Raw genomic sequence first — 16399 nt, 5'->3', positions numbered from 1 at the left:
TCAGTGCTTGTGGTTCGCCGTGTTGCCGGCGGTATCGATGATTTTCCCGAGGCCGAGAATGTCGCCCGTTACGCGTAACGACCCGACAATCTCCACGCTACCCTCCAGGGTGATGGTCGGCGCCTTGGCCTTGATCGCGGCCGACTCGGCGTTGATCGCGGCGTCAGTGATTACCGCCTTGCTGCTGCCGACCTCGATGCTGACCGTGCCAGTGGGCAGCTTGATGGTGTAGCTCTTGGCCGCCCAGTCGTAGACCAGGGAGCCGCCATCTTCGAACCGCCACACCTCGACATGGTCGCGATTGTCCGGCGGCGGGCCGGCGTTGCCGTACAGCCCAGGAACGAATGTCCCTTGTGCGGGCTCGCCGCTTGGGCTTACCAGCACGCCTTGCTCGTACAGACTCGGCGCACGCCAGTGGCGGGCCTTGCCGGCGGCTTGGGCATGCCAGCGAACCCAGGCACTGGTCCAGGCGCCGCCGTCGGATACCCGCACCCTGGCGGCGACCAGGTCGACCGCCACGACGTAACAGGGGATCACCAGACCGGCCAGCATGCGGTCCATTTGCGCTGCTGCGTAACTCATGCCATTGCCTCCGGCGCCTGATACTGGCCCTCGCTGCCGGGGCCGCTGTCTGGCTCGAAGGCGAAAACCAGCGAGCCCGGCGGCTGGTCCTCCCAGGGCCATTCGACGTCCCCCAGGTAAACGTCCTGCTGCCACTGCACTGACCAGCCGACGCAGCTGGCCAGCTCGGGCACGAATTCGGCCGGCATGGCCTGTACGTTTTCGGTAGGGCCGACAAAGTCAGCCTCCCAGTACTGCAGGCGAAGGACCTTCATCAGCTTGCTGGCCAGAATGGCCGCCTGCAGCGGCGCCAGGGCGCGACTGGACTCCAGCAGTACCAGCGCCTCAAACGTCACTTTGAGGCACAAGCGACCATCGCCAGGATCAGCGCCGGGGGCAAAGTTGGTCGCCGCGTATAGCAGCGCCGGCAGCTTCATGCCCTCCTTGACCAGCTTGGGGTAAGCCTCGATCAGCCGGAACTGCGGCAGCTCCGCCTGCAGGGTGGTAGTCATCGCGTCATGCAGCTGTTTCAGCTCGCTGGGGATCACCGGCGGCTCGTCAGAAGATATCGGCGGTTCGCTCATGGTCCAGCTCCAGTATCAGGGCAACCATTCCGTCGCCGGTCGGCTCAGGGCGCACAACGCTGTAACGGCCGCCGCCTTCTTCAGCCGGCAGCGCAATGGTGAGTTTCGCCCCCCGAGGCAACCGCGCCGCCACCGTCGACAGCACCGTGAAACGCGGCTCGTCCAGCTCCGCCGCGTCGACCTGGCTAGCCAGACGATGGCCGCTGCGACCTTGCATCTGCGGGTCAAGGAATTTGTTTTCAAAGGTGCCCATGATCAGCTCCCCACCCTCCAAGGTCGCGCGGTCACCCACGCGATCAAAGATTCGGGTAGTGATAACGGCCATTCGCTCGCGAAAGCTCGGCCGAGCACTCATTGGACAATCAACACTTCGGCATAGCCGTTGAGGGTGTCGGTGGTCAGCTTGCCGAATGGCAGCGCGTTGACCGTGCCAGCGGCCACCAGGGCGCCGTCCAGCACACTCACATTGACGCCCGCCTTGAGCCCGGCCGCCGCCGGGACGTTCCAGACGCCACAGGTGCGGTAGGTAATCAGCGTGCCCTTGGGGCCGCTCGACAGCGGAATGACTGCCAGATCGCCAATCACTTGCGGCACACCAGACACAGACCCGCCGGTTGGTGCCGGCAGAACGACGGACGCGCCGCTGTTTACATGGTTATTGGCCATGGTCGTACTTTCTCCTATTCCAGAAACAACAAACCCCGCGAGTGCGGGGTGTTTGGTGACGCCGGCGGATTAGGCGCCAACGGAACGGCTCAGGCCGCGCGAGTCGAGAGCCGAAACGCCCGCATCAATCCGCACTTTGGTGGCGATGCCGTCGACGGTGAAACCGTCTTGCTGTTCGATATACGGCGTGTCGACGCCATCCAGATACGCCACTTCGATGGTGTCGCTACCTTGACGGCCGGCGAGATACCAGGTGGTCGAAGAGGCGTCATCCAGACGCGGGTCAGCAATGACCTTGGCAAAGTCCTTGATCGGGTTGATAACGCCGGCGTTGACCTGGGCAGTGGGCACCGAGGCGGAACGGATCAGCTGGTTGGCCCTGTCTTCCAGGGCGACCGGGCACAGCAGGAAGGCCGGGCGGATGTTCAGAGTGCGCGGCTTCGCGCCCTCGGCGGTCTTCGCCTTCTGCAGGGCCATCGCAGCCTTGGCGGTGCTCATGGCTTCGATGGAGAGCGCCGAGCCCGCCCCGGTGAACAGGTTTTTGCGCGAGGCGTCAAACAGCGGCTTGCCGTCCTTCATCTTGTTGTTGTCGATCAGCGTGGCGTACACCAGATCACCGATGGTGGCCCGTGCCGCGATGCCCATCAGGCGCGGGATAGCGCTCAGGGCGTCGAGATCGTCGTTGATGATCGCCTGGCGGTCGATGGTGAACATCTCGCCGTAGCTCGCCAGCTTGATGGTTTCGCCGGAGTCGGTGAGGGTAATGTTCTTGTACTCCGCCCCTGGACGCACCTCACGCAGCGACGAGAACGACCCCAGCGCCACACGGTTGGCCACCTTGAAGTCACTCAGGCGACCGGTACGGGTCCACAGGTGGAAGGTTTCCTCGGCCTCTTCCCAGCCGGCCAACAGCGCACGGTGCGAGGCATCCAGCAGGATGTTGCCGAAATCGCTGGTGGTGTGGGTGAAGGCCAGCCCGACCATGTCCAGCGGTCGCAGCGTAGCCACGCCAATGCCACGGTCCTGCAGCGAAGCGCGGGCCAGCTCGCGCAAGGTCATGTAGTTGTAGGCGTTATCGGCCTGGTGTTCCTCGAAGCCCAAGCGGCCGTAGATCGAAGCACGCACCGAGTCGCCCACCAGGTTGCCGTTCCCAACATAGCCAGGGTGGCGGATGGACGGGGCATTCACTGGTGTGGTATCCGCGCCCAGGGCGGCCAGCAAGCGCTCACGCGCCACTGCGACGGTGCAGGTCATGTCAGCCTGGCAAGCCTGCATTAGGCCGGCGTGAGCCACCGCCAGATTACCCACGAAAGCAGCGGCGATGCCCTCGCGGCGCTGGGTTTCCTCGGCGCGGAACTTGGCGAGCAACGCGTCCGCCTGCGGATCAGCAGCAGGGACGGCAGGTGCGGGGGCCGGGGCGGGAGCAGGTGCCGGAGTCGGGTTAGGCGCAGAGGCCCGTGGCTGGAACAGGGCGCGTGCTTCTGGTGGCATGGTGGAATATTCCTCTAAACGTTTAGAACTGAGTTGAGCGGCGGCCTTGATGGGGTCCAACACCAGATCAGCGAAGCCGGCCGCCACCGCCTCGTTACCGTCCATCCAGGTCGTTTGCTTGAGTAGCGCGGCGATTTCCTCAACGCTTTTTCCCGACTTGCGCGCATAGGCCTGGATCAGCGTTCCCTCGACCTTGTCGAGCAGGTCGGCGTATTCGCGCATGTCGTCAGCGTCCCCCACATGCCCGCCCCACGGCTTATGGATCATCATCATGGCGTTGGCCGGCATGCGGATTTCGTCGCCAGCCATGGCCACGACGCTGGCCATGGACGCGGCCAGGCCGTCGATGTACACCACAACCCGCGCCGCATGACCGCGCAGAATGTTGTACATGGCGGTCCCTTCCATCACGTCGCCGCCGCCCGAATGGATGCGCAAATTGATCTGTGACACGTCACCGAGCGCTGCCAGATCGCGAGCGAACTGGCGCGCCGAGATACCCCAGGCGCCGATATCGTCGTACAGCATGACCTCGGCCACGCCGCGTGAGGCGGCACGCAGGGAGTACCAGCTTTCTTCGGGCTTATTTGCCTGGCTGATTGCCGCCCGTGGCTGGATCAGCGGGGTCTTTACCTTTGGATTCATTGCCTTTGTTCCCGTAGAACTTGTGGAAGGCGTCCGAGCTAAACACCAGCCCTTTCGCCCGGTTGATCAAGATTTCCGCAATGCGGGACTTCTTGAGTTCTGCAGGGTTACGCCCCCGCGAGCGCGACACTTCGGCCTCGTCGGCAAAGCCGGACTCCACCAGAATCTGCCAGGCCGTCGCCTCATGAACCGGGTTGATCCAGGGCATGACTGGGCCTTGGTAAACCGCCGAGAACACCGTGTCGGGGTTAACCCCGGCCGGCACGACGATTTGGCCGCTGGCAATGGCTATCTCTAGCCACTTGCGGTACACCGGCCGGCACCAGTAGTCGATGAATTCGTGCTGTAGCAGGTCGTAACCCAGCTGGCCCTCGACCAGCTCCTGGCGTTGCGCCGAATAGGTGCCGTCGTAACTGCGTGACACGCTCGAATGCGTGCTACGGGTGCCGCCGGCCACGGCCTTCAACTGCCCCGAGCGGAACGGCTCAAGGAACGTATTGGGCCGGTTGCTTTCGATCATCCCGACCTCTTCGCCCGGCCGCAGGCCGTCAAAGACCATGCCGGGCTTGATCGGAATGGAGCGCTCTTTGGCGTTCTGTACGGGGGTGTACTCGTCGGGCGATCCCTTCTTGATGTACATCCCCAGCGCCGCACTGAGCCGCGCGGCAATACGCTCGCTTTCCTCGTAGTCCTTGATGTCCGCCAGACGGGTGATTACCCCGTGCAGCAACGGAACCCCTCGGTTCTGGCCAATCCGCTTGCGATAGGCAATGTGGATCATCCGATCCGCCGGCACTGCCTTGGTGTTTTGCGCCAGGCCGTGCACCAGCAGGTCACCGGGGTGCCGCTTGTAGATGTGATAGGCCCGAACGCGCCGCCACTCGTTACGCTCGACGCCCTGGGCGATGCCCTTGGACAGGTCGTTGTACTCCCAGGGCAGGTAGTCGGGCTCCAACAGTTCCAGGGCAAACGGCACCTTGTGCAGGTGCTGATAGCCGGGCACCTTGCCAATTACCTGCTGCGCCAGACCTTCGCCATCGCGCAGCCAAGTGCGGCACATAAGGCGCTCCATCTGCGGCCTGGTCAGCTCACCCGAGACTTCCGGGCATAGTGACCATTCCGCCCACTCCGCTTTGAGCAAATCGGCAAATTCGGTATGCACGTTGCCCGCGTAGTCCAAGGGCAGCGGCTCCACGGAAATACCAGGGCCGCCAACAATGCGCTCCTCCAGCCGGTCGAGCAGACCAATGACAATGTCGTGGTCTTCGTCCAGCTTGCGGCATTGCTCGCGCATCGAGCGGCCGTCTTTCTGCAGAGAGGCATTGGCGCTGCGCCCTTGCCGCTTGGCCTTGTGGGTACGGGTAACGGTGGCGGCCTCATAGGCCTGGATCACGTCACGGGCGGCCATGCGCCGCGCTACCCAGCTGGGAAACAGCGGCTCAAGCACCCGGTCAACGCGGTTCACTCAAAGACAGCCACGGCATAGCCGGGGCCGCCTCGGGACGCCGCCACGCGTTGCTCCCACTCTTGACGACCTTTGATGATCTGCGGCAGGTCGGCCATTACCATGCGCCGACCGCCGAAAGTCACATCCTTTCCGGCCAGCACATCGCGCTCGGCCTGCATGTACAGGTCGAGCATTTCCTGGGGGTTTACAGCCATGGGTTGTCGTCTCCTACGCCCAGTAAACCGTCGTCATCCAGCGGCTCGGGCAGTGTGGTGTCATTGGGTTCTGCCTCGGGCTCGGCCGGGGCTTCGTCGGGCTCGTCTTCTTCGTCGTCCTCGTCCGGATCGCCTTGCGCGTCCGGCTCATCGTCCTCGTCCGGCTCGTCAGTCGGCGCCGGCCACCCTCGCACTTCCGGGCTCAGGTCGTCGGTCAGCGACTCCAGGTCGAGGCCGAATTTGTCCTGACTGATGCGCAACGCCGCCAGGGCATACACAAAGCAGTCGAGCGCTTCGTTACGTTTCTTACTGGCGTCCCAGCGCAGCACGCGGCGACCTTTGGCCAAAACCCATTTCTTGGTTTCGCTGGTCAGCTGCTTTAGCTCGTCGTCGTCACAGATCGAATCGTCGGCCGGGAAGTGGATCAGGCCCGGCACCGGACGATTGCCGTCCGGTTGCAGCTTGAGGCGGTTGTAAATGACCTCTTTGGCGTTGTCGGTACCGACCTCAGTCAGGTAGGTCTTGGACTTCTTTTCCTTCTTGCGCGGGAAGCTGGCAATGGGCTTGCCGTAGGTACTGGCCCCGAAAATCGGAATCACCCAGTGCAAACCATGCTTTCGGCTCTGAGCGCGCACAGTTTCCGAGTGGTGGCCGCCGGAGTCCCAGCACCACCGCATCACATCCATTTTCGTGCCATCGGCTCGGGTGAACTGCTTGCGCAGCTGCAGGCCGACCTGGCGCAACAATTGAGCGCTGGCAGGATCACCCGTCAAAACTCGGCGGTAGATCAACCAGGCTTCTTCATCGGCGCCAAAGCCCCACACGCGCAGCTCGTAACGGTCGTCCTGGGTGTCGATGCCACCCATGAGCACAACGCAACGCGCCGGCACTTCGGCCCCGTAGACTTCGCGCCGCTCGCGCAGCTTCTCCCAGTCGACTTTTTCGGAAAGGTCTTCTTCCCAGGCCTCGCCCAAGGTGGTGTTGACGAAGGTCTTGATCTTGCCCCGGTCCTTGCCGGCCTTGACACGCTCGTCAGCGATCTTTACCCAAGTAGTGAAGGTCGAGTAGATCGTCCAGATATGGAACGTCAGGCGGCGCGGCGTTCGAATCGGCTTATCGTCAGGCCCGAACCACTCCATGCTGTCGCGGGTCCAGATGCCGGTACGCTCGCAGATGTAACGGCCGAACTGCGAGGCCGCCATCATTTCGTGATGCTCGAAGGTGCAACCGTTGCCGGACTCGCACAGGTACCAGGCCTTGTCGACCTCGCCCAGTTCGTTCATGGACCACTTGAGCCCGTACGGCTCATCACGACCGCCCCACTTCAACGTCTGCTCGGTGTTGCAGTGCGGGCAGCGGATGTGGAAACGCAGCAGGTAAGACGACTCGCCGGCGGCCCGGGTTATCTGGCAGCTACCGGCAAGCTTGGGCGTTGAGCCTCGAATAGACTTCGGGAAGGTCGCGCCTTCTAGACGCTTGTCGCCCAGGAACGTGGGCGATCCCTCCCCCTGGATATCGGCATCGAAGCTCGACAGCTCGTCATAGCCGACTTCATCCGGGCTCTTTTCCCGGTAGTTGCCGGCCGCCTTACCACCCAGCCACCACAGAACCTTGCGGTTCTCGAAGGTCTTTTGATCCTCGGTGTTGTCCTTGTGCTTCTTTCCGAACCAGGGCGCCAGGGCTTTGATCACCGGCACATCGCGAATCATGGGGTCGACGTGCTTTTTCATGATGCCCTTGGCATCGTCGTCCGTCGGGCTCCACATGCAGATACTGCGTTTCTTGTGCTTGATCTTGTAGGCGATGTTCGCCATCAGCATCTTGGTGTAACCAATCCGCGCCGACTTCGGCAGGTTCAACTCATGGATTAGGTCGTTGCCCATCGCGTTCAGCAACGCGACTTGAAACCACTCGGTCTTCCATTTGCCCTCGCCATAGGAGGACTCAGAGGACATATAGAAATATTCGTCTGCCCATTCAACAGCTGTCATGGGCGGGTCAACTTCAAGGTTTTTCAGTCCGCGCCGGACAGCCTCAACTAGATCCGTTATCCAGGGAGGCGATGTATTCATTCAAAAGCTCCGGTATGCGATCAGCCAAACCAGCAGCCGCGTTACGCGTAACGGCAATCTCGGTTTCAACCGCTTCCAGGTGGCGCACGTTGATATCGGGGTGCTTGCGCTTGACGTTCTTGTGCACGGTGTTGAGGGTCGAAGCCAGTTGCGCTGACAGGCTTGCCAGCGCAAAGACCATGAACCCGACCGGCACAAGCTCCTTTTCGGCAACCTTGTTTTTGGTTTCCTGGGCGTCGGCTTGCCCCTTAGTCAGACGCAGTCGCTCCAGATCGATCTTGTAGCCAATGAGCGGGTCCACCCCGTCCATTCCAAGTTGTTGTTTCCCGCTCTGGTTTTTCAGCCGGTTATCAAGCACAGAACGGATGTCGTAGAACGCCTGATTGCCGATCCTGGCTACCGGCTCAACCCCCCATCTATCAAAGGCTTGGACGGAAATTTCTAGGGCGGCGGCCATTGACTTTTTGTTCAGCCAGTGAGGCTTGCGAGCAATCGTTGGAATGGTCATAAGAAGAACAACAACCAACCTCTGAAAAAGGGTCATACGTAGCGAAAGAGCGGGGCCCGAATTACCCCCATTCCCGGTGGGGCCAGGAGGACCCGTTACCGGGGGGGGGGTGGGTGGGGTGGCCTGGGGCCGCCCGGAGGGGGTGACGGGGGCCGGCCGCGCCTCGCGCGACCTCACTTCGCGGTCAGGATCGCCTCGCGTAAGGCGTTGGCCAGCTCGGCCTGGCCGTGCGCCTTGGCGATGTTCTCGCCGATCTTGAAGAACGGGAAAATGACGCGGTACTGCGGTGCGCCGTCGGTGTAGAGGAACACCGGCGCAACCTGCTTACGCGCCTTGCGCTCCCATACACCGGTGTCATCGCCCACTGTGCCGACGAAATAGCGCTCAGCGTTGCCCTTGCGCTTACTGCGCTTGCTGCCGGTAGCGTTGGCCTTATGGCCGCGCCTACTCTCGGCAGCGCCAAGGCCCGACAGGATACGAGTCATCACACCGCGCGAGACGTTGCCGTACTGGTTCAACAGGTCGGCATTGGGCACCGCGAACTGCCCAGCCTTCATCAAGCCATGGGCAATCAGTGACTTCTCGAAGCGCTTGTGCGGCCGCGCCCCGCCTTGCACCGCCTGCTGCAGGTAGGTGTCGGCAGGTATGCCCGTGGTCCACTGGTCCTTGAACCAGACTTTCGCGCCGCGACTCTTGGTCGCCGCCTGGGCAAACAGACTGCGCATGGTGGTCGGCGTTGGCCGATCCAGGCGCTTGCCCATCACCTCGGCAATGCCCGGCTTGATGCGCTTGGTGGCCAATCGCGTTTGCGCAAGCATCAGGGCAAAGGGGATTTGCTTTCGCTGAATGCCCGAGATCTCGCGGGCCAAGGGCACGCTGTCGATATCCAGTTTCAGGTCCAGCATGCGACCCCCTCGCTAGCGGAAGAACGCCACATAAGCCGACAGATACAGAATGCCGGCAGCTACCGCCAATCCCACCACCTGGAAGCAGCGGCGCAGCCACTCCAAACGCACACGGCGAGTGCGGCGCAACTCCAGCTCCACCAGTTCGTCAATTTCATCATCCGTGCAGATCATCGGCGGCATGAATTGCGGCAACGCCGGAAAAACAGGTAAGCAATCAGCCGTCGCGACCAGATCGACCGCTGGGACGATAGCCACCTGGCTCTCGCCCTTGAAGGGCGTAACGCCGTCCCCCTCAAAACCGCCGTACTTATACGAATCCGCCTCGATGCACAGCGGCTGCGCGCGGCCAGGAACCGAAACGATAAATTGCTGGGTCATTTCGCGCCCTCGTTACGCGTAACAGCGTCTTCCAGTTGTGCGGTTGCTCGACGCAGAGCGATCATTCCCCGCTCGACTGCGTGTTGATCGATATCAGCCACTCGGCCCATTGCTTTGCCCAGACGCTCGGCATCAGCCTTCAAGCGGCAAATGTTGTGCATCACCTCCCCGCTCAGATGGCTAAGCATCCGAGGCCCGTTCGATACTGTCATTGCCCTGCCTTATTGATCGCTCGAAGGAAGCCCTGCCCGCTTGGCAAGGAACTGGGTATACAGGCCGCCTGCGACATCCGCGCCGATAACGGCAATGACGATGCCGAGCCCTGCAGCCAGATAAAGGTTGCTCCACAGGGCCAAAGCCAGCAGTAGAGTTGCCATGCCAAGCAAGCCAGATGCGAGGAAGCGCAAGGCCACGCGCTGCAGAATCTGACGCAAGCTTAGGTCTGCCCCCGAGGCTCTAAGCATCTCTCCCGAGAGGCCGGCCATGCTCAACAGAACCAAAAGCCAAAGGGGCACATCAGCGAGCGCCTGATGCTCGTTGTTCATCTGCATTCCTCAGTTGGAGACGGCCCTAAGTCGCTGGCATCCGCTGGGAGCTAGGAGCAGGCATGGGCCGAAAACGAAAAAGCCCAGCACGATGGCTGGGCTCAAGAAAGCAAAAAGCCCGCCTAGAGAGACGGGCTTTGCACGCGGAAAAACCGCAAAGTAACGTGAAATCTATATATCAGGACCGGTCTTGTCAACACTCGATTGATTAAGGCTAGCCTAGCCCTTGCTCGCTGCAAGTTGAGCCGCCTGGATGCACTCGGTTGCGGCGGCGATGTACTTCTGGTGGTACTCAACAAACTGAGCACTATTGCTTGCGGTCAGACCTTGCCACGAAAGTGCAGCGTCTGACGAAGCGTCACCACAGCTCTTGAATGGCGCGAATATCACACGGAAGCGTGCCCCCTCGTCCTGAAGCTTGTTCAGTGCGATTGCCTGATTACGAATCGCCGTACCATCCATTGCCCCAGTTTTCGCCTGCGCATGTCCCTGGTCTACTGTGGCACTCAGGCGCTGCATGAACTGCATTGCCTCATCAGGGGTAATCTTAGCGGCGGCTTCTTGGGCCTCTATGTACTTGCGGCCCCGCTCTGCTGCTTCAGCACTTACAGGTGCGTCCGACCCCAAATCTATAACTTGTAGCTTTTCCCCGGCATTCGCAACCAGAGCCAAGCCAAGGCAGAAGGCTACTCCAAACATCCGTTTCATCAGTTCATCCTATGCGAGTGATGCCTCTATGATATCACTCGCATTTAGGCATTGCAGATCAAGCAGCTTCACGACGGCTCTCAAGGGCACCATCAATCCAGGCTACCCCTGCTTTCCATAGCTGCCTGGTTTTCTCAACCTTGAAGCCAAGCTTCTTTCCCACATCGGACAGCGATGTGTCGCGGGAGGTGTAGTACTTCATGATCACGTTTCCGCACTCCGGATACCGCTTAAGAAGTCGCCCTACAAGCCGATCAATCATCAGTGCATCATCGTCAGTAATCATTGGCTCCAAGAGGGTATTTTCTCTCGACGCGCAACAAGAGACGCCTGACCCCAGCACAACCCAGCGGCCCCAGTGTTCAAGCAGGTCCTCTGCAGTTCTCTCCAAATGGCTCATGCGATCCCCTCAATCCCCAGTGAAATTTGACCCACCCGCACCTCGTCGGTTGGGTTCGTTGTAGTACCGCTCTGGCCCAACCGTCCCGCTATGGCTTTTCAGCTGTCGTATCTCTCTTTCCGCCGCCTGCAATTTGAAACTCAGCTGCGTCACCAGCTCCTCAGCTGGAAGCACCAACCTAGAACCCTCAACAACCCAACCTGAACCGTTGCAATCCACACAAACCAGCTCATAGAACACGCCCGATACAACCGCCCTGCCCTTGCAAATCTGACATTGGACCAGGTCGAGACGTGGCCTCTTAAAGCCATCCTGAAGGCCCTTTTTCACGTTCTGCATTCTCCCCTGTAACTAATTCGTTGATTGGGCTGCGCCCCTTGCGTGGCTTAGCTTGCGGCCCTTGGTGAGGAATTGCGGATTGCACGCCCGTCAACCCGTGAATCGCCGCAAACCCGATCCCGTCTAACCACTCATGCCACTGCTCCAGTGCTTCGCGGCGCAAGCTGTTGCCCTTGGATTTGATGTAGGTATCAGCAACTTTCCCGAGCGAGTGGTTGAGCAGCATTTCGCCAATAAACCCGTCCACTCCCATGTCGAGCCAAGCGGTGCGCGCCACCTTCCGCAGGTCGTGGCTTGACCATTCGCGACTGGCCAAGCGACGGAATACCGACGAGGCCTTGCTGGCACTCATAGGCTGCCCTTTGCGGCCTGGGAACAGGTACTTACCGGCATACCCGCTTTCGAGTTGGATGGCACGGTACCGGCGCAATAGGGCACACACTTGCGGAGTCAGCGGCAATCGGTGCTCGGTGCGCGTCTTGGTGCGTTTGGCTGGAATGAACCACTCAGCGTGCCCTAGGGCGAAGTCAGCCCATTCTGCTTGTCGGCTCTCGCCCACCCGGGTGCCGTGACAGATCATCAGCAGTGCCAGCATGGCGTCGACGGGCGAGGAGCCGAATAGCGCCCCCAGCGCAGGCATAACCTCTCGTAGGTGGTCGGCACGGAGTCGGCCGTCCTTTGGTGAAATCTTGGTCTTGATGAAGTTCGTGAATTTCATCTCAGCCATGGGATTGCTGGGGATCAGCCCAAGCGCCCGCGCTGTGCTCACAGCCAGGCTCAACACCCTGAAAATCTGCCGAACGTAGGACGTGGAGCATTCAGCCTGGAGCGGCCACATCAGCGACTTATCCAGCACTGCTGGGGTCAGGGCGAGTATCGGCAACTCGCCAAGGCGGGGCTGCAAGTGCTTATCGACCACCGTGCGAACAGTGCTCTTCCACGAATTGGACAGCGAGGCGTCACTTGCAACTCGGTCCTTGAACCAGGCCAGCAGGTCGCTGAACGTCACCAGGCCAGCCAATGCAACCATCTCATCCGGGCGGCCAAGCAAGCGCTGCCGCAGGCCAGGCAACTCGGCGAGGATGGCCGCAGGACCATACTCAGGGAAGCGTGCGAGTCGATTCCACTTGCGGCGAACAACCAGGAACCACGTTCCAGCCTGTCGGCTCTGGTCAAATCGAAACCTCAAGCCCGGGTGGCGCGGGTCTCGTAGGTCGCGCACTCCGAGCACAGAGGACTGCCGTCGGATTTCGGCATCGGACAGCTTCACCGCCACAGTTGCACTCATGCCGAAACCAGCCCCTCACGCAGCAGCAGGGCCTGGGTGCGCATGACCCCCTCGGCGTGGTACTGGCGGGCGGTATCCCGGTCCGCGGCCTTGCTGCGTCCGTCACAGGCGTCATGGCAAGCGCTGCAGCACCACGCGCCCTGCAGGTCGTGTGGTTTCTTGCCGACGCCGCAGGTGCCGGCCAGCCGGTAGTGTGCCAGAACGGTGGTCTCGGGGTTACCGTTGCACACGCCCGGGATGCGCACCTGGCACTCCCTGCCGCGCGCGGCCTTGGTCAGCTTGGTTTGCCGCATGGTCAGAACTCCTCCTTGCCACGGTGCGATTCCCACTCGAAGGGCACCACCACCCCACCGCCCTCACGCAGGCGGTCATAACACCGCTCGCCCATGGCGTGGCGCAGCTGGGCTGGCTCCAAGTTGGAAATCACTACCGTGGGGCGCATCTGCTCGTAGCGCCCGTTGATGATCGAAAACAGGGTGGTCAGCTCGAATTCGCTCGGCTGCTCCTTGCTGACCCCGACCTCGTCCAGCACCAGCAGCGAAGGTTCGATCAGGCTGGACAGGATGTCGGCTTCGGACTGTTCGCTGTGGCGGTCGTACGTGGCTCGTATGGATTGCAGGACGGCGCCCACCGTCCGGTACACGGCCGTTGCCGAGGTGTTGCGCATCAGCTCGTTGGCCATCCCGGCGCCCAGGTGCGTCTTGCCGGTACCGACCTTGCCAAGCAGCATCAGGCAGCGGCCGGTGCGCTCTATTTCCTCGAACGCCGCCACGTAGCGAGTGCAGTAGGCCAAGGCCTTGCGCTGCCCTTCGTGCTCAACGCGGTAGTTCGCCAGCGTGCGGTCGGCAAAGCGTTTGGGGATCAGCGCCGAACCCAGCTTGCGGGTCATGGCCTCACGCTTCAGGCGGGTGTCCTCCGCCAGCTGCTTGGCTTCGCGCTCGGCAACGGCCGCTTTCTCGCACACAGGGCAGCGCCCAACGATTTCGCGGCCCATCAGCATGGTCACACGCTGCTCGAAGTCGCCGTGATGCTCGCAGTGCGCGGGCTGGACGCGGAAACCCGCGGCGTTTCGCACCTCGGACATGGTGATCACCGATTCAGATCGCATAGGTGCCGTCCTCTCGAGCGGCCAGGCCGGCGGTGTAGTCGCGGTCGTCGAAGCCGTGGTGACGGCTGTGCGGTTTGGCCTGGGCAGGCAACTGCGTGCTGATGCGCTTGGTTACCCAATCCACCTCGAAGCCGCGCCATCCGTTCTCGACGGCGACTTCCAGGGCTTGGGCTGGCTGGATGCCGAAGGCCTTGCACTGCTCCAGTTTGACGTTCAGCCCCGCCCAAATCCGGGCGGTCACTGGGGCCTTGGCAGCCTTGCGGACAGTCAGGTAGTCAGCGATCAGCGATTCATCCAGGCCGTGAGGGTTGTCAGCCAGCATGGCGGCCTTCCCGAACGGTGCTTTGCGATCAGCTTTGGCCGGAGCCGGCTGCTCATCGCTGGGGGGGCATGTATTTTCTTCCGAAGGAAGAAATACATAGGGGGTTAGATTCTTAGAATAAAGAAGGGAGTCGGTGGTTTTGGTCTGTTTCGACTCATCGCCGATTCGGACCACTTCAGCCGAATCGGCTGTTTTGGTCTGTTTCGGCTCAATGACGTAGACCCAGTCTTTCGGGTCATTCACGCCGATGTCACCCCGTGCGCCGCCCTCGCGGAACAGAACCCGACGACGCAGCAGGCTCGAAACCGCCTTGGATACAGTATCAGGGTGGGCGTGAATGGCTTTCGCGATGTCGGTCGCCGGGATGCGTTGAGCGCCCGCACCGTAGTTGATGGTGGCCTTGGCCACGTACAGCACAATCTTCATCTCCCGGGCCGGGAGATCGATAGCCAGCAGGCCATCCATGAGCTGGTTGTCCATCCGGGTAAACCCCCTGGACTTGTCAAGTGGGACGATGTTTGTCATGCTTCAACTCGTGTCAAGTTGTAGAGAAAGCCGCCCTGCCAGGCGGTTTTTTTTCGTCTGCGATTCCAATACTGGATGGATTCGCAGGTGTTTCAGCCATCTACTGGCGCAATGCCAGATCTCACATAATCACCACCATCAGATGGCGAACTTCTTCGTCAGGCAGCAGATCGCTGGGATGGAAAAGGCCTCCGCTCGACAGCTGAATAACCACCATCTGGAAGTTCGAAGACGCTGATATCTCGCTTTGCGAGAAGCGCTTTGTGAATGGCAGGAGCCGTGACGCGCAGAAGCCTGGCCGCTTCGGACTGCCCTTTTTCAGCAACGAATTTGTCGAGGGGGGTCTCGCTCATGATCAGGCCTCGGTTGTTCATACCCCGGATATTAACCATCGGTTGATTATCTGTCCATACCGATGGTTTCTCCCCTTTCTTTAACCATTGGTATATGTTCGCGCCATGACCAAGAAACGAATCCTCCCTCCCGACCGCCTGGCTGAATGCGAAGCGGCACACGCGCTTTTCCTCGCTCGCAAGAACGAGCTGAAGCTCAGTCAGAAGAAAATCGCGGACGAGGCCGGCATCACACCAGCTGCGGTAAATCTCTATTTCAAGGGTCTCAACCCACTGAATGCGAAGTTCGCGGCGGTGCTGGCCAGACTTTTGGAGGTTCCTGTCGAACAGTTCAGCCCGCGGCTGGCGGACGAGATTCGATCTCTGCGCTCGCTTCCGACCGGTGATCAGGAGCACAAGAAAGGCGCAGCAGAAAAGGTAATGGCGATGCTGAAAAAGCACGCGGGCAGGACGCTGGACGAGGACGCCCAGCAGAAGATCGCGGCCGCAGTTGCAGACTCCCTGGTCGAAGAACGCCCAAGCAATGTCGTATCTGCGGATTTCTCAGGTTTGAAAGTGAAGAAGGACGAGATCTTCATCCCACAGTACGACATTCGGGCCTCAATGGGCCACGGCCAGGTCCCGCCCGACTACACCGAGGTCATGCGGAATGTGATCGTCAAAGAGTCGGTGCTGCACGAGAAAGGCGTCACCTACACCTCCCAATCCGCGCTGGCCATGATTTTCGGCTGGGGCCAGAGCATGGAAGGTACGATCAACGACAAAGACCCACTGATCGTTGACCGCGGGGTCAATGAGTTCGTGGGCGATGGCATCTACGTGCTGACCTGGCACGGCCACCTCTACATCAAGCGCCTGCAGTTCTTCGACGAGGACCACTTCTGGCTGATCTCGGACAACCCGAAGCACAAGGACCAGCAGGCCAGGATCGAGGACGTCACAATCCACGCGAAGGTCCTGTTGATCTGGAATGCCAAGAAAGCCTGAATGAGCCCGCCAAGAGCGGGCTCTTTCTTTTCAGAATGGTGCTTCTACCTCTAGGGCCTCGAGCTCCTCAATAGGAGCCTCGCGGTCCTCATCGCTCTGCATTTCCCACTCGATTTTCACCCCACCCTCTTCCAGTTCGGTGACTTCCAGACCATCCGTCTCGCCCAGGATGCGCATAATCTCGTCCCACTCCGCGTCACCATCCGTGTCCAAGCGATGAATGGCCACCCAGCGCTGCTCCTTCGCTTTCGGGTGGTTAATCATGTTCGATACCCTCAGGCCCAGCCGCTCTAGAGCGGTCATTCCCTGGCGCTGCTGCGTTGGCGCCGTTTTGTTCTGCTTGGCCATG

General features: G+C 60.9%; 22 protein-coding genes. 1 reads left to right on the top strand and 21 read right to left on the bottom strand.

Features of this window, described 5'->3' with window-relative positions:
* From JKP78_RS23565 to JKP78_RS23475, 20 genes are all read right to left on the bottom strand, one after another.
* A complete protein-coding gene (locus tag JKP78_RS23565; RefSeq protein ID WP_200627816.1) occupies positions 1–582 on the bottom strand; it encodes a phage baseplate assembly protein V in 582 nt (193 codons plus the stop codon).
* Positions 579–1145: a hypothetical protein gene (locus JKP78_RS23560; RefSeq protein WP_200627814.1), complete on the bottom strand. Its 567-nt coding sequence runs from the start codon at positions 1143–1145 to the stop codon at positions 579–581. The genes JKP78_RS23565 and JKP78_RS23560 overlap by 4 nt, the downstream gene beginning before the upstream one ends.
* Entirely contained in the window at positions 1120–1398 is a 279-nt protein-coding gene (locus JKP78_RS23555) for a hypothetical protein (RefSeq protein ID WP_234454696.1), read from the bottom strand. The genes JKP78_RS23560 and JKP78_RS23555 overlap by 26 nt, the downstream gene beginning before the upstream one ends.
* A 98-nt stretch (positions 1399–1496) precedes the next feature.
* Positions 1497–1730: a hypothetical protein gene (locus tag JKP78_RS23550; RefSeq protein WP_234454695.1), complete on the bottom strand. Its 234-nt coding sequence runs from the start codon at positions 1728–1730 to the stop codon at positions 1497–1499.
* Between the two features lie 150 nt (positions 1731–1880).
* Complete coding sequence (locus JKP78_RS23545; protein ID WP_200627808.1) at positions 1881–3947, bottom strand: ClpP-like prohead protease/major capsid protein fusion protein; 2067 nt, start codon at positions 3945–3947, stop codon at positions 1881–1883.
* A complete protein-coding gene (locus JKP78_RS23540) occupies positions 3886–5412 on the bottom strand; it encodes a phage portal protein (protein ID WP_200627806.1) in 1527 nt (508 codons plus the stop codon). Before JKP78_RS23540 ends, JKP78_RS23545 begins: the two co-directional genes overlap by 62 nt.
* The gene (locus JKP78_RS23535; RefSeq protein WP_200627804.1) at positions 5409–5609 is read right to left on the bottom strand and encodes a primosomal replication protein PriB/PriC domain protein; all 201 of its coding nucleotides are present in this window, start codon (positions 5607–5609) and stop codon (positions 5409–5411) included. The genes JKP78_RS23540 and JKP78_RS23535 overlap by 4 nt, the downstream gene beginning before the upstream one ends.
* Positions 5600–7681: a phage terminase large subunit family protein gene (locus tag JKP78_RS23530; RefSeq protein WP_234454694.1), complete on the bottom strand. Its 2082-nt coding sequence runs from the start codon at positions 7679–7681 to the stop codon at positions 5600–5602. Before JKP78_RS23530 ends, JKP78_RS23535 begins: the two co-directional genes overlap by 10 nt.
* Positions 7644–8189, bottom strand: coding sequence for a terminase small subunit (locus JKP78_RS23525; RefSeq protein WP_200627802.1), 546 nt, complete (start codon positions 8187–8189; stop codon positions 7644–7646). The genes JKP78_RS23530 and JKP78_RS23525 overlap by 38 nt, the downstream gene beginning before the upstream one ends.
* A gap of 173 nt (positions 8190–8362) precedes the next feature.
* Complete coding sequence (locus tag JKP78_RS23520) at positions 8363–9094, bottom strand: hypothetical protein (RefSeq protein ID WP_200627800.1); 732 nt, start codon at positions 9092–9094, stop codon at positions 8363–8365.
* A gap of 12 nt (positions 9095–9106) precedes the next feature.
* A complete protein-coding gene (locus JKP78_RS23515) occupies positions 9107–9475 on the bottom strand; it encodes a hypothetical protein (RefSeq protein ID WP_200627799.1) in 369 nt (122 codons plus the stop codon).
* Between the two features lie 221 nt (positions 9476–9696).
* A complete protein-coding gene (locus JKP78_RS23510; protein ID WP_200627798.1) occupies positions 9697–10020 on the bottom strand; it encodes a phage holin family protein in 324 nt (107 codons plus the stop codon).
* Between the two features lie 219 nt (positions 10021–10239).
* Positions 10240–10728, bottom strand: a complete 489-nt coding sequence (locus JKP78_RS23505; RefSeq protein WP_200627797.1) for a hypothetical protein — start codon at positions 10726–10728, stop codon at positions 10240–10242.
* A gap of 58 nt (positions 10729–10786) precedes the next feature.
* Entirely contained in the window at positions 10787–11128 is a 342-nt protein-coding gene (locus JKP78_RS23500; RefSeq protein WP_054889787.1) for an antiterminator Q family protein, read from the bottom strand.
* A gap of 9 nt (positions 11129–11137) precedes the next feature.
* A complete protein-coding gene (locus JKP78_RS25190; protein ID WP_442794041.1) occupies positions 11138–11458 on the bottom strand; it encodes a hypothetical protein in 321 nt (106 codons plus the stop codon).
* Positions 11430–12755, bottom strand: a complete 1326-nt coding sequence (locus tag JKP78_RS23495; protein WP_200627796.1) for a tyrosine-type recombinase/integrase — start codon at positions 12753–12755, stop codon at positions 11430–11432. The genes JKP78_RS25190 and JKP78_RS23495 overlap by 29 nt, the downstream gene beginning before the upstream one ends.
* The gene (locus tag JKP78_RS23490) at positions 12752–13048 is read right to left on the bottom strand and encodes a DUF1364 domain-containing protein (RefSeq protein WP_200627795.1); all 297 of its coding nucleotides are present in this window, start codon (positions 13046–13048) and stop codon (positions 12752–12754) included. The genes JKP78_RS23495 and JKP78_RS23490 overlap by 4 nt, the downstream gene beginning before the upstream one ends.
* 2 nt (positions 13049–13050) lie before the next feature.
* Complete coding sequence (locus JKP78_RS23485; RefSeq protein ID WP_108479933.1) at positions 13051–13863, bottom strand: ATP-binding protein; 813 nt, start codon at positions 13861–13863, stop codon at positions 13051–13053.
* Positions 13853–14710 carry a replication protein gene (locus tag JKP78_RS23480; protein ID WP_200627794.1) on the bottom strand — a complete coding sequence of 286 codons (858 nt, stop codon included), beginning with the start codon at positions 14708–14710 and terminating at the stop codon, positions 13853–13855. The genes JKP78_RS23485 and JKP78_RS23480 overlap by 11 nt, the downstream gene beginning before the upstream one ends.
* 158 nt (positions 14711–14868) lie before the next feature.
* The gene (locus JKP78_RS23475) at positions 14869–15063 is read right to left on the bottom strand and encodes a Cro/CI family transcriptional regulator (RefSeq protein ID WP_200627793.1); all 195 of its coding nucleotides are present in this window, start codon (positions 15061–15063) and stop codon (positions 14869–14871) included.
* A gap of 105 nt (positions 15064–15168) precedes the next feature.
* Here JKP78_RS23475 and JKP78_RS23470 point away from each other — a divergent pair, with 105 nt between their 5' ends.
* The gene (locus JKP78_RS23470) at positions 15169–16050 is read left to right on the top strand and encodes a LexA family transcriptional regulator (RefSeq protein ID WP_200627792.1); all 882 of its coding nucleotides are present in this window, start codon (positions 15169–15171) and stop codon (positions 16048–16050) included.
* Positions 16051–16080: 30 nt separating this feature from the next.
* Here JKP78_RS23470 and JKP78_RS23465 read toward each other — a convergent pair whose 3' ends face one another.
* The gene (locus JKP78_RS23465; protein ID WP_200627790.1) at positions 16081–16398 is read right to left on the bottom strand and encodes a DUF1654 domain-containing protein; all 318 of its coding nucleotides are present in this window, start codon (positions 16396–16398) and stop codon (positions 16081–16083) included.
* Position 16399 lies beyond the last annotated feature (1 nt).

Origin of the sequence: Pseudomonas sp. LAM2023 (assembly GCF_016620375.1) — a bacterium.
GTDB lineage: Bacteria > Pseudomonadota > Gammaproteobacteria > Pseudomonadales > Pseudomonadaceae > Aquipseudomonas > Aquipseudomonas anuradhapurensis.
The sequence above is the reverse complement of the archived record's forward strand: the minus strand, read 5'-3'. Positions and strand labels throughout refer to the sequence as shown.

What these genes read in the sequence shown, in the direction of transcription:
- JKP78_RS23475 (WP_200627793.1), bottom strand. Translation starts at nt 15,063, where the DNA reads ATGAGCGAGACCCCCCTCGACAAATTCGTTGCTGAAAAAGGGCAGTCC.
- JKP78_RS23515 (WP_200627799.1), bottom strand. Translation starts at nt 9,475, where the DNA reads ATGACCCAGCAATTTATCGTTTCGGTTCCTGGCCGCGCGCAGCCGCTG.
- JKP78_RS23505 (WP_200627797.1), bottom strand. Translation starts at nt 10,728, where the DNA reads ATGAAACGGATGTTTGGAGTAGCCTTCTGCCTTGGCTTGGCTCTGGTT.
- JKP78_RS23485 (WP_108479933.1), bottom strand. Translation starts at nt 13,863, where the DNA reads ATGCGATCTGAATCGGTGATCACCATGTCCGAGGTGCGAAACGCCGCG.
- JKP78_RS23545 (WP_200627808.1), bottom strand. Translation starts at nt 3,947, where the DNA reads ATGAATCCAAAGGTAAAGACCCCGCTGATCCAGCCACGGGCGGCAATC.
- JKP78_RS23470 (WP_200627792.1), top strand. Translation starts at nt 15,169, where the DNA reads ATGACCAAGAAACGAATCCTCCCTCCCGACCGCCTGGCTGAATGCGAA.
- JKP78_RS23535 (WP_200627804.1), bottom strand. Translation starts at nt 5,609, where the DNA reads ATGGCTGTAAACCCCCAGGAAATGCTCGACCTGTACATGCAGGCCGAG.
- JKP78_RS23520 (WP_200627800.1), bottom strand. Translation starts at nt 9,094, where the DNA reads ATGCTGGACCTGAAACTGGATATCGACAGCGTGCCCTTGGCCCGCGAG.
- JKP78_RS23465 (WP_200627790.1), bottom strand. Translation starts at nt 16,398, where the DNA reads ATGGCCAAGCAGAACAAAACGGCGCCAACGCAGCAGCGCCAGGGAATG.
- JKP78_RS23530 (WP_234454694.1), bottom strand. Translation starts at nt 7,681, where the DNA reads ATGAATACATCGCCTCCCTGGATAACGGATCTAGTTGAGGCTGTCCGG.
- JKP78_RS23560 (WP_200627814.1), bottom strand. Translation starts at nt 1,145, where the DNA reads ATGAGCGAACCGCCGATATCTTCTGACGAGCCGCCGGTGATCCCCAGC.
- JKP78_RS23555 (WP_234454696.1), bottom strand. Translation starts at nt 1,398, where the DNA reads ATGGGCACCTTTGAAAACAAATTCCTTGACCCGCAGATGCAAGGTCGC.
- JKP78_RS23500 (WP_054889787.1), bottom strand. Translation starts at nt 11,128, where the DNA reads ATGAGCCATTTGGAGAGAACTGCAGAGGACCTGCTTGAACACTGGGGC.
- JKP78_RS23565 (WP_200627816.1), bottom strand. Translation starts at nt 582, where the DNA reads ATGAGTTACGCAGCAGCGCAAATGGACCGCATGCTGGCCGGTCTGGTG.
- JKP78_RS23525 (WP_200627802.1), bottom strand. Translation starts at nt 8,189, where the DNA reads ATGACCATTCCAACGATTGCTCGCAAGCCTCACTGGCTGAACAAAAAG.
- JKP78_RS23490 (WP_200627795.1), bottom strand. Translation starts at nt 13,048, where the DNA reads ATGCGGCAAACCAAGCTGACCAAGGCCGCGCGCGGCAGGGAGTGCCAG.
- JKP78_RS23510 (WP_200627798.1), bottom strand. Translation starts at nt 10,020, where the DNA reads ATGAACAACGAGCATCAGGCGCTCGCTGATGTGCCCCTTTGGCTTTTG.
- JKP78_RS23495 (WP_200627796.1), bottom strand. Translation starts at nt 12,755, where the DNA reads ATGAGTGCAACTGTGGCGGTGAAGCTGTCCGATGCCGAAATCCGACGG.
- JKP78_RS23480 (WP_200627794.1), bottom strand. Translation starts at nt 14,710, where the DNA reads ATGACAAACATCGTCCCACTTGACAAGTCCAGGGGGTTTACCCGGATG.